The organism is Clostridioides sp. ZZV14-6387, from assembly GCF_020657835.1.
GTDB lineage: Bacteria > Bacillota > Clostridia > Peptostreptococcales > Peptostreptococcaceae > Clostridioides > Clostridioides difficile_A.
In genome coordinates, this window is record NZ_JAGWCW010000005.1 from 1 (window position 1) to 14,702 (window position 14,702).

The window sequence follows — 14,702 nt, forward strand, 5'->3', positions numbered from 1 at the left end:
CAGTTTAAAATAAATAACTTATGTAAGAACCGTAGGAACTACGGGGATAGCCTGTGGAGAATTGGTAAGACATATTTCAGTATGCAAAATTCTATGAAACAGGAACCCTGTGACTTTAGTCATGGGAGGTTCAGAAATTAGCAGGAGGAATTTTTTGCATGATAAAGCTCACAGATGAAGAATTTATAATTCTTGTAAACCATATAAAAAAAGAATATGGTATTGATTTAAGCAAAAAAAGAGCACTAATTGAAGGTCGGTTATATAATACAATGATAGAGAAAAAACTTAGTTCTTTTAGTCAGTATATGAATATATTATTTAAAGATAAGACAGGAAATGAGGCTATAAACTTAATAAATAGATTGAGTACCAATCATACATTTTTTATGAGAGAACCTCAACATTTTGAGTTTATACATGATAATATACTTCCTTTTTGGGAAGAAAACAATAAATTAAGAAACTTAAATATATGGAGTGCAGGTTGTTCTAGTGGAGAAGAAGCATATTCAATAGCTATGACTTTAGATGATTATTTTGGATATAATAAAAAATTGTGGAATATTAAGATTATAGCTACTGATATTTCAATGAATTCACTTGAAAAAGCTAAGAGGGCTACATATACAGAATTAAATGTTAATAATGTTCCTAATTTGTGGAAGAAGAAGTATTTTATAGATAATAAAGATGGTACATTTAAAATTTGTGATAAGATTAGAAAAAGCGTAACTTTTAAGCCCTTTAATCTAATGAACGATTTCTCATATCAACATTTTGATTTGATTTTTTGTAGAAATGTTATGATTTATTTCGATTTAAAAACTAGAGAAGAACTCATAAATAAATTTTATAATGTAACTAAAAAAGATAGCTTTTTATTTGTAGGTCATGCAGAGATAATTAACAGAAGCAATACCAAATATAAATACGTAAGACCTGCTGTCTATAAAAAATAAAAGAGTATTTCTGATATATGACTTTGTGGAGGCGGTAATGTGGAACATTTTAATAATATGGTAATTGCTATAGGTGCATCTGTAGGTGGCACAGAGGCGATACTTGAAATTATAAAAGACTTGCCAAAATCGACACCAGGAGTTGTTGTAGTTCAACATATGCCGGCTATATTTACTGATATGTATGCACAACGGCTTGACAAGCAGTGTGTTATGAATGTAAGAGAAGCTAAAAATAATGATAGAGTAGAACGAGGAAATGTGTTAATTGCACCTGGGGGCTATCAGATGAAATTACATGTGAATAAAGATGGTTATTATGTAACTTGTGAAAAAGGTGAGAAAGTAAGTGGTCATTGTCCATCAGTAGACGTTTTATTTGATTCAGTTGCAGAAGTAGCAGGTAAAAATTCAATAGGCATAATACTTACAGGGATGGGTTCTGATGGTGCAAATGGACTTTTAAAAATGAGAGAAAAGGGTTCATTTACTATTGGACAAGATGAAAACTCTTGCATAGTATATGGAATGCCAATGGTGGCTTTTGATAGGGGTTCTGTTGTATTACAATTGCCACTTGCTGAAATTTCAAACTGTTTGATTAGACATCTTAATATTTAAAAACGAAAAGATTAATTTTTTGTAAATAAAAAATTAATCTTTTATTAAATTATATGGATAAAAAACCCTAGAAACTCCAAATATAATAAGAGAGATTTATATTTAGGAGGAAAATGATAATATGAAATTTTTTAAAGGCGATATGAAAGCTAAAGTTTTAAGATATGTATTTGTTTTAACCTTGACTATAATAGCTGTTTTAGCAATTAAACATGACCATATATATAATAATTTAGGGAAAGATGCTTCGATTAATTTAGACAGAAATAAAGAAGCAGTAAGTGTTATGAATAATCAATCATTACCAAAGGATACTACAAGTAGCAAACAAACTTTATCAGTAAGTACAATAGGAAGTAAAACAATAGTGAAAAATGATGAATATCTAGAAAGTACTATAAATATGCCTATAATAACAAATTCAAATAAGATTGTTGAAAGGTCTACAAATGATAAAATAAAAAATGATATCTTTGAATTTTATAATAAATCATACACAGAAGCAAAGCAATATCTTAAGGATAATCCTGATGAAGAAAATAAGTTTGTTGCAAATGTAGATTTTGAACTTAAAAAGAATATTGACTCTGCTCTTAGTATAAAAGTAAGATATTATACTTATAGTGGCGGTGCACATGGATTTTATCAAGATATAGCATACAACGTGGATATGAGAACGGGAAAATTTTTAGAACTAATGGACTTATTTAAAGATAACACTAAATACAAGGAAGTTATAGATGAAGAAATTAAAAGACAAATAACTGAGCTGGAAAAAAAGGACAAAGAAAATATCGGAATATACAATTTTAAAGGTATAAAAGAGAATCAAAATTTTTATTTGCAGGATGAGAATTTAGTTATGTATTTTGATTTATATGATATAACTCCATATGCAGCAGGAATACCAGAATTTTCAATAAACAAAAAATTAATAAGCTATATGTTAAAACCAGAATATGTAGATTTATTTAATTTGAAATAGAAATTTAAATTAAATGTTATGCTATAATATCTAGCATAGAGATTTATTAAAATTGGGGGTATAAAAATGCTACTTTTAAAAAAAGACGACATAAAAAAAGTATTTACAATGAGAGATGCAATTGAGGCTGATAAGGAAGCTTTTAGAATTTATTGTGAAGGAAAAAGTGTAAATCCTTTGAGAACCAATATACCAGTTCCAAGCCAAGATGCTAGTATGTTATTTATGCCAGGATATGTAGAAGAACTGGGATGTGGGGGAATAAAAATTGTATCTGTATTTCCTAAAAATGCTCAAAAAGGTAAACCAGTAATTCCAGCAACAGTATTACTATTAGATGGTGAAACTGGAGAAGTGAGTGCAGCTTTAGATGGAACTTATGTAACTCAGATTCGTACTGGGGCAGCATCTGGAGCAGCTATAGATGTATTGGCTAAAAAAGATTCTAAGATTGGGGCTTTGATTGGTCTAGGAGGACAAGGAGAACCACAACTTGAAGCTATGATAGAAGCTAGAGATTTGGATGAAGTAAGAGTGTTTAGTAGAAATAAGGAAAGTAGAGAAAAATTTGCAGAAGAAATGAATTTAAAATTAAGTAAATATAACACTAAAATAATTGCAGTTGAATCATCTGATGAAGCTATAGACAATGCAGATGTAATAGTCCTAGCTACTCCATCAAAACAGCCTGTACTTAACGGAAACTTAGTAAAAAAAGGAGCTTTAATAAGTGCAGTAGGTTCATATATGCCAGATATGCAAGAGTTGTGCCCAAATTGTTTAACTAGAGCATCTAAGATATTTTTTGAATCAACAGATGCAGTTTTATCTGAATCAGGAGATATATTAATTCCATTAGAAGAAGGTAAAATAAGTAAAGATGATTTTAATGGCGATTTAGGTAATGTTATAAATGGGACTATTCCTGGAAGAGAAAGTGATGATGAAATAATTGTGTTTAAAACTGTCGGAATAGGTGTACAAGATGTCGTAACAGCGAAAAGAATATACGATAAAGCAAAAGAAAACGGTATTGGAATGGACTGGAAGTGGTAAAATTTTCAAAATAAATCTATAATTAGACAAAATTATGTTATAATGTTGATAAATAAATTTTTTTATTATCTTAGTTGAGGGAGGCTATTTGTATGAAAATGGTAAAAAAGTTAATATTATCTTCGATTATGGCTTTAGTTTTAGTTCTAACTATAGGGTGTTCTAATGCAGAAGAAAAAGTAAAGTCAAATTTTGAAGCTAATTTAGCCGCACTAGAAATGTATAAATATGACGAAAAGGGGATTTCTGACGCATTAACAGAAGTTGAATATAAACAAATTCAAACTTATAATAGCAAGGACAAGGTTTCAATGTTAGCTCAATTGACTCCTCTTTATGGTAAAGAAAATGCTGAAAAGATATATGACACAATTGTTAAGTTAATTCAAGGTGTTGAAAAGACTGTAACAGTAGATTCTTCTAGTAAGGATAAGATAACTTTAAAAGTTGTAAGTAAAGCATTAGATACTAGTAAAGTAATGTCTGAAGCAAATACTTTAGTAAAATCATATGTAACTGATGAAAAGAATTACAACAAAAAAGAAAAAGAAGTTCAAGATGATATGGCAAAAATGATTATAGACCTTTACAATAAAAAACCAACTAAGGATGTTACAACTTTAATTACATATACTAAAAAAGATGGTAAATGGCAACCACCAAGCAATATACAAAAATTATGTGAAGGAATATATACAATTTAATTTATTTTAAAGACACAAAAACTATCTTTTAAACATATAATAAAATGTTTGGGAGATAGTTTATTTTATTCTAAAAATATCAAATATATTTTATAAGTTATTTACTTATTTTATAAATTATATTTTATAAATGACTTATCTTGTTAAATAACTTATCTTGCCAAGTAATAAATAAATTTTTTACTAAATAAAGTACATTTAATATAATTTGTTTCAATATTTATTGTACAATCAAATTTATTTGGTATGTTTGCTAATTTTGACTATATAAAACTAACAATACAATTATGATATATCTTGATAAAACATGGTGAATAATTGTGTGTTATATAGTCGAAAATATGATATATTAATATTATATTATACGTTAAAAGTTTATTTATGTATTTTCAAAAAAGTTTTTATAAAATGAGAGGGGTGTTTTTATGGTATCAAGGCAAGAATTAAAAAGAGTGTCAAAAGCTCAATTGTCTGGAAACTGGGGTACATGTGCAATTGCTATGGCAGTATATATTGCAGTGATAGTATTAATATCGATTGTAGGATTGCCTTTTGAACCTTTAACTACTATTGTAGTGGCTATAATAGGGTTTTGCGTTGCAGCAGGATTTACATGCATGTTCTTGAAGATTACTAAAGATGAAAAAGTAAGAATAGGAAATATTTTTGTAAATGGAAGAATCTATTTAAGAAGTTTTGGACTTTATGTATTAGAATCAATAGCTGTTTATATTTATTCTTTTATAATCACAATTATAGGCGCATTTTTATCATTCGGTGTTTTACTTACTAGTGGAGCAATTGAATACCTATCAAGTGATAGTGTTGGTATAGGAACTATTATTTCTACTGGAATAACTTTAGTTCTTATAATATTTGTTCTTATGCTACCAGTTTATATATTGCTATTATATGTTTCTCAAGCTGCTTTTTTAATTTGTGAAGATAAAGATAACTTAGGTGTATTTAAAGCGATGGGTGCCAGTTTAGATATGATGAAAGGAAATGTACTTAAATTATTTGTACTAAACCTTAGCTTTATAGGATGGTATATACTGGCGATAGTTACTCTTGGAATAGGCTTATTATGGTTGATTCCATATGTAGGAGTTACTAACTGTAATTTTTACAGACAATTACTAAAAGAAAATCCAGATGTAGAGGATATATTATTGGATAAAGAAAAATCTTATTCTATGTATTAAGATAGTTTTACAGTTAAATAAAATGTATTTTTAACTTGAACATTAAAGTATGGCATGACAAAACTGTCTTTTATAAGAATTTTTTTCTTAAAAGGCAGTTTTTGTTATTAAAAAATAAATGGTTGACACAGTATAGACTATTATGATAGTTTTTAATTATAGTAATGACTATTGCGATAACCATATTTGAGGAGCGATTTTATATGGAAATAAAATTATTTGATTCAGAACTTAAAGTAATGGAAGTTCTATGGGAGATAGGAGAAAGTAAGGCAGGGGAGCTAGTAAAAATACTAAAAGAAGAAACAGGATGGAATAGAAATACTACGTATACAGTTATAAAAAAATTAGTAGCAAAAGGTGCAATAGAGAGAATTGAACCAAATTTTGTTTGTAAAGCTTTAATAAGTAAAGAAGAAGTGCAAAAACAGGAAACAGAAACACTAATTAATAAAATGTTTGGAGGGTCTTCAGAAAAATTTCTTTCAGCTTTTATTAATAAAGAAAATCTTTCAAGTGATGATATTACAAAACTTAAGCAGATTGTCGAAAAATTAAAGTGAGGTAAGATTTATGTTCATTAAATTGTTAGAAATGAGTTTTACTTCTGGAGTTTTACTTTTAATTGTTATTTTCATAAGAGCATGTTTATTTAAAAAATTACCTAAGAAGGTATTTGTATTATTATGGTTGATTGTGTTGTTTAAACTTCTTATACCAGTAAGTTTAAACTCTGGTTTTAGTATTTATAGTATAATTGAATCCGCTTTTAATGTTGAATTAGGTGCTACATCAGCTGAAGATTACACTCTTAAGGAAGTCAGTAATTCTATGGATAAAAATACTTCTAACAGTAAAGTACTATCTGATATTGAGAATTTTACAATATTGGAGATGTTAGGTATTTTGTCTTTTGTGGTTACTATTATACTGAGTATATTTTTATGCTCTAAGTATATTAAAATAATTAATCTTTTTAAAACTTCAATACATATAAAAAATCATGATTTTATTAAAAAATGGATATATGAAAATAGGTGTTTTAGAAAATTTATGGTTTGTGTATCTGAATTTACTAAGACACCACTTACATCTGGTATTTTAAAGCCACGTATTATTTTACCAAAACAAATGGATTATAGTAATAATCAGACTTTAAACTTTGTTTTGACTCACGAGATGGTTCATATTAACAGATTTGACAATATGCTGAAGTTGTTTATGCTTTTGGCTCTTGTTATTCATTGGTTTAATCCTTTAGTTTGGATAATGTTTTTTTTACTAAATAAGGACATAGAATTTAGTTGCGATGAAAAAGTAATGAATATGATTGGAGAAGAATATAGAGCTGATTATGCAACTGCACTGATAAGTTTAGCAGAAGAGAATAATCCATTTTCGATGGCAATTTACAATGGATTTGGAAAGACAAAGATAGAAGAGAGAATAGTTAATGTTATGAAGTTTAAAAAGTCAACTTATGTTACTTTTTTGGTTTCAACTGTATTAGTTTGTGGGACAAGTCTTGTTTTTGCAACAGGAAATAAGGAAATTAATGAAGTTGAATCTTTTGATTTAACAAAAAGTGAGCAAAGTAATAGAAGTGAATTTTCATTAAGCAATAAATCGACTGATTTGTATTCTTCAAATGAGGATTCTGATATTTCTGTCAGTGTGTCAAAAATATCTGTGAATAAAGAAAATGAACCTAAAAGTAATGAAGATGAATCCATGAATAAAGAAAGTAAATCTAAAAGTAATGAAGATGAGTCTGTAAATAAAGAAAGTAAATCTAATAGTAGTAAATACATGTATGTAAATAAATCAAGTAATTACAATGATATATCTTATACTAATTCATCAAATTATTTAGTTCAGAAAAATGGTTATGATGAGAATGGTTTAGTTATATCAAGACAAGGAAATTTGTTGTCAGTCAGCAAAGTTCAATATAGAACTTCTGTAAAGGAACCTTAAATCCTAGTAATACAAGAGATTTAGAATTAAAATACTATCTTGAAATAAGTTTAATTATTTTGAGATAGTATTTTTTATTAAAAAAATTATAAAGATACTTGACACAAATATGACTACCGTGGTAGTCTAAAGGTGCAGTTAATAACTATTGCAATAGTCACTGATAACTATTATACCTAAATAAATCTCTAAGAAAGGAAGATTGATTATGAAAATAAAAAAATCCCTTATAGGAACAATGATGGCAGCTGCTATAGTATTAGGAGGAACAGGGTCAATATTTGCAAATGAAAATAGTGATGTATCTAATATTACACTAGATAAGTTTGATTCTCTAATAAAAGCAGGAATAACTGACCCTGCTGACTTAGAAAAGTATGGAGTAGAGTATTATACTTATGAAGAGTATGCTAAGAATATTGAAGAGTTAAAAGCATATGCTAAAGACCCTAATGAAGTTAAAGATGTAAGTCAAGAAGACCTTGAAAAAACAATTAAAATAATGGAGCAAGATTTAGAGAAGATAAAAACTGAAGGATTAAAGATTATGAAACCTATCAGAATAGACAATGGAAATGGGCTTATAAGTTTCTGTGGTAGATAATGTACTCAGCTTACAATGCTAACATTTCTTATGTATACAATGAAATGTTAATAGTATTTATTAAAAAGTTTATAAAAATACTTGACACAAAAGTGACTATTATGATAGTCTAAAGATGTAGTTAATAACTATTGCAATAGTCACTGTCAACTACAATACCCAAATAAATCCCTAAGAAAGGAAGATTGGCTATGAAAATAAAAAAAACAATTATAAGCACAATGATGGTATCTGCTATGATACTAGGTGGAACTGGAGCAGTATTTGCAAATGGAAATGATTCATCTAAAATTACTTTACCTAAGTTTGAATCTTTAATGAAATCAGGAATAACTGACCCTGCTGAGTTAGAAAAGTATGGAGTAGAGTATTATACTTATGATGAATATGCTAAACATATTGAAGAAATGAAAGCATATGCTAAAGACCCTAATGAAGTTAAAGATGTAAGTCAAGAAGACCTTGAAAAAACAATTAAGATAATGGAACAAGAGTTAGAGAAAATAAAAACTGAAGGATTAAAAATTATGAAGCCTATCATTATAGAAAATGAAGATGGGTCTCAACTTGCTATTTCTTCAAATTATGTAGCAACTAATTAGTGTTAAATATAATCTCAAAGAATATCTTAAAACCCTAAATAAGCATGACTAAATACATTAGGCTACTGCGATGATATAAACATGTAGTTGATGATTATTTAAATATTCATTAACTACACTACCCAAATGAAGTTTAAGTTTGTTAAAGTGAAGTAAAAAAGTATTAAAAATTTAGACAAGTGCAATTGAACATATTGAGTGAGAGTAAAATGAGACTCAAATAAGTAATAAAAGAGCTAAAGTCTAAGTGAAAAAAGAAGTAAGAATTAGAGGAAAAACAGAATAAAAGTAAATCAAGTCAAAGTAAAAAGTATTAAACCCAATTTGTAATGTTAACATTTTTTAATGTATGTTAAGAAATGTTAACATTATTTTTTTTTATCTAAATTAATAATTATAATATTTAGAAAATTCTAACGAAAATTAAATGTTATTTATTAGATTCATTAAAAGTTAAAGAAAATAATCGATTTAGCATTTTTAAGAGGGGTTTTAAAATTTTTAGACTTCTTGGCATAGCAATTGCTTAATATATAAATTAAATAATATGATTATAAATTTGTGGATTAATTTTATCATTACTTACTTATTAATATATATACCATGTTGATAATAAGTATATGTTGATGGCTTTTAAAGTGTATCGCTAACAAATACACTAAGCTATTAGAGGAGTATTATTTCTAAGGGGGGAGAATCATGAAACAATTGCTTACAGGAAATGAGGCAGTAGCACGTGGAGCTTACGAAGCAGGTATATCTTATGCAGCTGCTTATCCAGGAACACCAAGTACCGAAATACTAGAAAATATAGCACTGTATAAAGATGACATAATTGCAGAGTGGGCACCAAATGAAAAAGTTGCAGTAGAGTCTGCAATAGGGGCATCTATTGCAGGAGGAAGAGCACTTGCGGCTATGAAACATGTTGGAGTAAATGTCGCAGCGGACCCAATATTTACGTATGCATATATGGGGGTAAATGGTGCAATGATTATTGTGTCAGGGGATGACCCTGGAATGCATTCATCACAAAATGAACAAGATAATAGACATTATGCTAAATTTGCAAAAATAGCTATGGTAGAACCGAGCAATAGTCAAGAATGTAAAGATATGTTAAAGGCAGCTGTTGAAATAAGTGAAAAATATGATACTACAGTTTTATTTAGAATGGTTACAAGAGTATGTCATAGTAAAGGTCTCGTTGAGTTAGGAGAAAAAGAAGAAACAGTTGTAAAGAAATATGAAAGAAATCTTTCTAAATTTGATGCTATACCAGCTACTTCAAGAGTACTTAGAGTTAAGCTTGAAGATAGATTAAAAAAACTTGAGGAGTTCTCTAATGAAACAGATTTAAACTTTATAGAATGGAATGACAAAAAAATTGGTGTAATAACTTCAGGTGCTTCTTATGAGTATGCTAAAGATGTGTTTGGAGATACTGTATCATACTTAAAATTAGGATTTACATATCCTCTTCCAACTAAGAAAATTAGGGAGTTCACAGAACAAGTAGATACTGTTTATGTAATTGAAGAATTAGAACCTTATATAGAAGAACACTTAAAAGAGAATAACATACCTTGTATTGGAAAGGAAAAGATACCTAATATTGGGGAGTTAAACCCAGATATCATAGCACAATCAATCTTGGGAGAAAAAAGGGAGCTAATAGAATACAGTAAAGAAAAGATAGTAGGTAGACCACCAACATTATGTGCAGGATGTCCACACAGAGGATTTTTCTATGAGTTAGGAAAAATTAAAAATGTACTTATAAGTGGAGATATAGGATGTTATGGACTTGGAGGAGCAGAACCTTTAAATGCTAAGGATACTTGTATATGTATGGGAGGAGGTCCAGGAGTAGCTCATGGAGCACAAAAAATATTTACTAAAAATAATATTAATATGAGAACTATAAGTACAATAGGAGATTCAACATTCTTCCATACAGGGATAAATGGACTTATAGATATAATATACAATAAAAGCAATACTGTAACATGTATTCTTGATAACAGGATTACTGGTATGACAGGGCATCAAGAGAATCCTGGGACAGGATTTTCATTACAAGGTGATGTTACTGAAATGATGGATATTGAGACTATAGTAAAAGCTTTAGGATGTAAGAATGTAAAAGTTGTAAATCCTAATAAGTTAGATGAAGTTAAAGGAGCATTAGATTGGGCTTTATCAATTGAGGAACCATCAGTAATAATTACAAGATGGCCATGTGCATTAAAAAAATTTACTGAAGATGATAAAAAGAGATTTGACCTTATACCATCAGTTTGTAGTGTAGATGATGAAAAGTGCATTGGATGTAAGAAATGTCTTACAACAGGATGTCCTGCTTTGAGATTTGATAAATCTAAAAAGAAATCAAGTATAAATCAAGCTCAATGTGTAGGTTGTACAGTGTGTGCACAAGTATGTCCAGTAAATGCTATAAAAAAGGTTGGTGAAGAATAATGAAAAAGGTTAAAAATGTATTGCTATCAGGTGTAGGAGGTCAAGGTACTGTTTTAGCAAGTAAAATACTTTCTGCTGGTCTTATTGATGCTGGATATGATGTTAAGATGTCAGAAGTTCATGGAATGGCTCAAAGAGGGGGAAGTGTAACAACTCAAGTTAGATATGGTGAAAAAGTACACTCTCCTATACTTGGTAAGGGCGATGTTGATGTATTAGTTTCATTTGAAACTATGGAAGCTCTGAGATATCTTGATTTTCTAAAACCTGATGGCAAATTAGTAGTGAATGATTATGAGATGCCTTCAGCTCCAATTTTAACAGGTAGAGTGGATTATCCTGAAAATATAATAGATGATATTAAAGAAAAAGTGGATGTAACAGTGATAAAGGCAGTTGATATTGCAAGAGGTCTTGGAAATGAAAAAGTTATGAATGTGGTCCTTTTAGGAGCTTTGATTAAGGCTCTACAGATAGAGGATGATATAGATTGGGAAAAAGTAGTGTCACAACAGGTCAAACCTAAGTTTATAGAAATTAATATAAAAGCTTTAAAAGAAGGGATGAATGCCTAAAAATAAAATGATAAGTATGTAAATAAAACTAGTTGAAAACTAGATAAAGGGCTAGGGTGGAAATCAATTACAAAATAAATTATAGGGTGATTGTAAATAAGACTAGTTGAAGGCTAGATAAAGGGTTAGGGTGGAAATCAATTGTAAAATAAATTATAGGGTGATTGTAAATAAGACTAGTTGAAAGCTAGATAAAGGGTTAGGGTGGAAATCAATTGTAAAATAAATTATAAGATGATTGTAAATAAGGCTAGTTGTAAAGTAGATAAATAAAGGGTTAGGGCAAAATATAAATAAAAATTAAGATTAAAATACAATCATTTAAGAGTAAGATTTTATAAATTTAAATATGGAAAATGAATATCTAATAAGCAATGGTTAATAAATAATTACAAATAAATTGTAAATTAAATAAATCTTTGACAGGAAGGAGAACTATTTATATATTAAATAGTATTTATAATATGAAAAAAGGCGATTTTATATGGATTGGAGTTCTTATTTGTATTATTGCTATCTTAGCGATACCAAGTAGTAGAGAAGTGTTTATGGCAGCAACAGGTGCACATCCATATATTGGAGGTTTTTTCAAGTTTGCTGTACTAGCTACAATGGGAGATTTACTTGGTGCTAGAATCTTGCATAAAGACTGGAAAATACCAGTAGGGGTCTTTTACAGAGCAATAGTTTGGGGAATAATAGGTATAGTTACAACATATGCGATGTCAATCTACTCAGCAGGTGTAGGTCAAGCACAAGTAGATGGTATGCTTCCTTTTGAGGGAATAGCCTTTGCTAATGCTTTGTTTAAGAGTGCAACTATGAACATACTAATGTCACCAACTGTGTTTTTATTCCATAAGGTTATGGATTGTTTTATAGACAAAAAATATGAAGTTGAAAAAGGGATTAAGGTAACACTTAAAGATGTGGTAAATGTAGTGGATTGGAATGCTTATCTTGGTTTTAGTGTTTTAAAAACTATACCATTTTTCTGGATACCATGCCATACAATTGTATTCTTATTCCCTGCTGAATATAGAGTAATTGCCTCTGCATTTGCATCTATAGCTTTAGGTCTAATATTAGCTTTAGCCAATAAATCTAAGGTTACAAATTAAGTTTATTGATGAATCAAAAATATTATTTAAACTAGGAATAATCTTTTAAAATAATAATCTTTAAAATAGTATTACTTAGAATAACTAAGCAATATTTTCATTATGAAGCAACATTTTATTAAAAATAAATATACAATTTCAAAGAAAACTAAATTTGCGAGTACTGTTTTTAAGAAGCTTAAAATCCCCCATTTAAAGTTTTAAGATTCTAAAACAATAAGTTATAACTACAAAAATGGCTGTTAGGACTATGATACTTATAAGTTAGAATACTTATAGTATAGATTAGTTCATAACAGCCATTTTTTATTTTGAATCAATAATCTAAAATAAATTCTAAATCAAACTTTAAATTAAAGGGTTTAAAGAAGCTATTCTAGTTGTAGCCACGTAAACTCTAGATATTTCATACCATGTTTTAAAATCTACCACTCCACTTTGAGGTAAACCAAAGATTCCTTGGAATATTCTAACTGCATTTTCTGTGTCTGTTCCATATATACCATCTTCTATTACCTTTGGTATAGCTGGGTAAGAGTTGGATATGGCATTTAACTGATTCTGTATAGTTCTAACATATTGTCCAGTAGAACCAACTTGTAATGTAGTCCCAGGGAATGATACAGGGACACCACTTACTATAGGCGCTCTTTCAAATACTATCTCATCTCCATAATAATATCTTAGTATGCTTTCGTAGTCGTATCCTTGGTCACCTAAATCTTTACTTCCCCATTGAGTCATTTGGTTAGGACATTGAGATTTTTGACCATCGCAATATTGTGCTAATAGTGGCTGTCTTGCTGTAGGAGGTCTTTTTATAAATGTGTTAAATATTGCATCTACAACTACATTAATTGGTTCAAATAAGTTTCTGTTGTTTATAAATTTATGGTCATATGCAGTTGATGAAGTTATTGTAAAATTATATCCTTTATTTCGATACCACTCAGTAAATACCCTATTTAAAGTAAATGATATTATAGCTATTACATTTGCATAGATTGTCTGTTGAGGCCAAGTTGAATATATTTCAGATGAGGCTATGTTTTTAATATACTCTTTAAATTGAATCCAATAGTTTGGAGCTGATGAATCTTCTGGCAAACCATCATGAACTACTATAAATTCAGGTACTACAGGGTTATCCAATACAACAAAACCAGTAGGAGGAGGTAATGGCTTTGAGTTACTTTCTGGAATTTTAGGAGGATAAGTACCGTATAGGGTATGTTCTCCTATATCAAAAATCAATTCACTTTGTCTTGAGAAAGAACGTTTACTTCTTGTTCTAGGAAACATGGGAACTCCCTGTCTCGCTTCAATTGTAGCTAATAATTGCGTTCCTTCTATGACAACTGTTTCATATCCATCTGCTATGGCTTCTACTATATACTGGCTGTAAGGTCTAACATCAGATGGTTGTAGAGAGTAATCTACATCTGGTGCTGGTAATACTAATCCAGTCACTTGACCAGATTCATTACTCGTTAGGTTTTGGTATAAAGTTGATGAGCTTTGGCTACCATTAGACATTGAATATATGTTTACTGTTGCATTTTGAATAGGTCTATTGTTAGTAGCATCGATTATACTTACTGTTAAGAAACCATCTTGCATCAAATCACCCTTTCTTTAAATGAATTTAGTTCCCTTATATTTCAAGATATGAATATAGCTTGAGATTTGTTAAATAATATAGATATAAATTTAAATTTTTTAAAATATTTTAGTATATTTGACTTTGAATAATTTAATGTCTATTTTAGAGTGTATTTAAAACAAAATAAGCTAAAAATAAATAGATGC

Annotated in this window: 14 protein-coding genes; 13 read left to right on the plus strand and 1 reads right to left on the minus strand. The window is 29.0% G+C overall.

Translation table 11 applies throughout. The annotated features are described in order from the left end of the window. Nucleotides 1-158 precede the first annotated feature (158 nt). The 13 genes from KGF38_RS04275 (at nucleotide 159) to KGF38_RS04335 (ending at nucleotide 12,893) form a co-directional block, all read left to right on the plus strand. Complete coding sequence (locus KGF38_RS04275) at nucleotides 159-962, plus strand: CheR family methyltransferase (protein ID WP_227832224.1); 804 nt, start codon at nucleotides 159-161, stop codon at nucleotides 960-962. 39 nt (nucleotides 963-1,001) lie between these two features. After that, entirely contained in the window at nucleotides 1,002-1,583 is a 582-nt protein-coding gene (locus tag KGF38_RS04280; RefSeq protein WP_054269066.1) for a CheB methylesterase domain-containing protein, read from the plus strand. 121 nt (nucleotides 1,584-1,704) lie between these two features. Continuing rightward, the gene (locus KGF38_RS04285) at nucleotides 1,705-2,568 is read left to right on the plus strand and encodes a DUF3298 and DUF4163 domain-containing protein (protein ID WP_054275830.1); all 864 of its coding nucleotides are present in this window, start codon (nucleotides 1,705-1,707) and stop codon (nucleotides 2,566-2,568) included. Nucleotides 2,569-2,634: 66 nt separating this feature from the next. Beyond that, nucleotides 2,635-3,624, plus strand: a complete 990-nt coding sequence (locus KGF38_RS04290) for an ornithine cyclodeaminase family protein (protein ID WP_227832225.1) — start codon at nucleotides 2,635-2,637, stop codon at nucleotides 3,622-3,624. 92 nt (nucleotides 3,625-3,716) lie between these two features. Further along, nucleotides 3,717-4,328, plus strand: coding sequence for a hypothetical protein (locus tag KGF38_RS04295; RefSeq protein ID WP_054269069.1), 612 nt, complete (start codon nucleotides 3,717-3,719; stop codon nucleotides 4,326-4,328). Nucleotides 4,329-4,753: 425 nt separating this feature from the next. Continuing rightward, the gene (locus KGF38_RS04300) at nucleotides 4,754-5,533 is read left to right on the plus strand and encodes a DUF975 family protein (protein ID WP_054275831.1); all 780 of its coding nucleotides are present in this window, start codon (nucleotides 4,754-4,756) and stop codon (nucleotides 5,531-5,533) included. Between the two features lie 203 nt (nucleotides 5,534-5,736). Continuing rightward, entirely contained in the window at nucleotides 5,737-6,096 is a 360-nt protein-coding gene (locus KGF38_RS04305; protein WP_054269071.1) for a BlaI/MecI/CopY family transcriptional regulator, read from the plus strand. Between the two features lie 10 nt (nucleotides 6,097-6,106). Next, nucleotides 6,107-7,510: a M56 family metallopeptidase gene (locus KGF38_RS04310; protein WP_227832226.1), complete on the plus strand. Its 1,404-nt coding sequence runs from the start codon at nucleotides 6,107-6,109 to the stop codon at nucleotides 7,508-7,510. 208 nt (nucleotides 7,511-7,718) lie between these two features. Continuing rightward, on the plus strand, nucleotides 7,719-8,114 hold the full coding sequence (locus tag KGF38_RS04315) for a hypothetical protein (RefSeq protein WP_054269073.1): 396 nt from the start codon (nucleotides 7,719-7,721) through the stop codon (nucleotides 8,112-8,114). A gap of 191 nt (nucleotides 8,115-8,305) precedes the next feature. Beyond that, nucleotides 8,306-8,716 (plus strand): hypothetical protein, encoded by a 411-nt coding sequence (locus tag KGF38_RS04320; protein WP_227832227.1) that lies wholly within the window; start codon nucleotides 8,306-8,308, stop codon nucleotides 8,714-8,716. Between the two features lie 699 nt (nucleotides 8,717-9,415). Next, a complete protein-coding gene (gene iorA, locus KGF38_RS04325; RefSeq protein ID WP_074179063.1) occupies nucleotides 9,416-11,197 on the plus strand; it encodes an indolepyruvate ferredoxin oxidoreductase subunit alpha in 1,782 nt (593 codons plus the stop codon). Continuing rightward, nucleotides 11,197-11,772: an indolepyruvate oxidoreductase subunit beta gene (locus KGF38_RS04330; protein ID WP_054275834.1), complete on the plus strand. Its 576-nt coding sequence runs from the start codon at nucleotides 11,197-11,199 to the stop codon at nucleotides 11,770-11,772. Before iorA ends, KGF38_RS04330 begins: the two co-directional genes overlap by 1 nt. A 464-nt stretch (nucleotides 11,773-12,236) precedes the next feature. Beyond that, complete coding sequence (locus KGF38_RS04335; protein ID WP_054269077.1) at nucleotides 12,237-12,893, plus strand: hypothetical protein; 657 nt, start codon at nucleotides 12,237-12,239, stop codon at nucleotides 12,891-12,893. A gap of 348 nt (nucleotides 12,894-13,241) precedes the next feature. Here the strand turns inward: KGF38_RS04335 and sleC are convergent, their stop codons facing one another. Beyond that, entirely contained in the window at nucleotides 13,242-14,513 is a 1,272-nt protein-coding gene (gene sleC, locus KGF38_RS04340) for a spore cortex-lytic germination protein SleC (protein WP_054269078.1), read from the minus strand. Between the last annotated feature and the right edge of the window lie 189 nt (nucleotides 14,514-14,702).

Bases quoted from the DNA above. Each gene is read 5' to 3' on its own strand.
- KGF38_RS04275 (WP_227832224.1), top strand. From the start codon at position 159: ATGATAAAGCTCACAGATGAAGAATTTATAATTCTTGTAAACCATATA.
- KGF38_RS04285 (WP_054275830.1), top strand. From the start codon at position 1,705: ATGAAATTTTTTAAAGGCGATATGAAAGCTAAAGTTTTAAGATATGTA.
- KGF38_RS04290 (WP_227832225.1), top strand. From the start codon at position 2,635: ATGCTACTTTTAAAAAAAGACGACATAAAAAAAGTATTTACAATGAGA.
- KGF38_RS04295 (WP_054269069.1), top strand. From the start codon at position 3,717: ATGAAAATGGTAAAAAAGTTAATATTATCTTCGATTATGGCTTTAGTT.
- KGF38_RS04300 (WP_054275831.1), top strand. From the start codon at position 4,754: ATGGTATCAAGGCAAGAATTAAAAAGAGTGTCAAAAGCTCAATTGTCT.
- KGF38_RS04305 (WP_054269071.1), top strand. From the start codon at position 5,737: ATGGAAATAAAATTATTTGATTCAGAACTTAAAGTAATGGAAGTTCTA.
- KGF38_RS04310 (WP_227832226.1), top strand. From the start codon at position 6,107: ATGTTCATTAAATTGTTAGAAATGAGTTTTACTTCTGGAGTTTTACTT.
- KGF38_RS04315 (WP_054269073.1), top strand. From the start codon at position 7,719: ATGAAAATAAAAAAATCCCTTATAGGAACAATGATGGCAGCTGCTATA.
- KGF38_RS04320 (WP_227832227.1), top strand. From the start codon at position 8,306: ATGAAAATAAAAAAAACAATTATAAGCACAATGATGGTATCTGCTATG.
- iorA (WP_074179063.1), top strand. From the start codon at position 9,416: ATGAAACAATTGCTTACAGGAAATGAGGCAGTAGCACGTGGAGCTTAC.
- KGF38_RS04330 (WP_054275834.1), top strand. From the start codon at position 11,197: ATGAAAAAGGTTAAAAATGTATTGCTATCAGGTGTAGGAGGTCAAGGT.
- KGF38_RS04335 (WP_054269077.1), top strand. From the start codon at position 12,237: ATGAAAAAAGGCGATTTTATATGGATTGGAGTTCTTATTTGTATTATT.
- sleC (WP_054269078.1), bottom strand. From the start codon at position 14,513: ATGCAAGATGGTTTCTTAACAGTAAGTATAATCGATGCTACTAACAAT.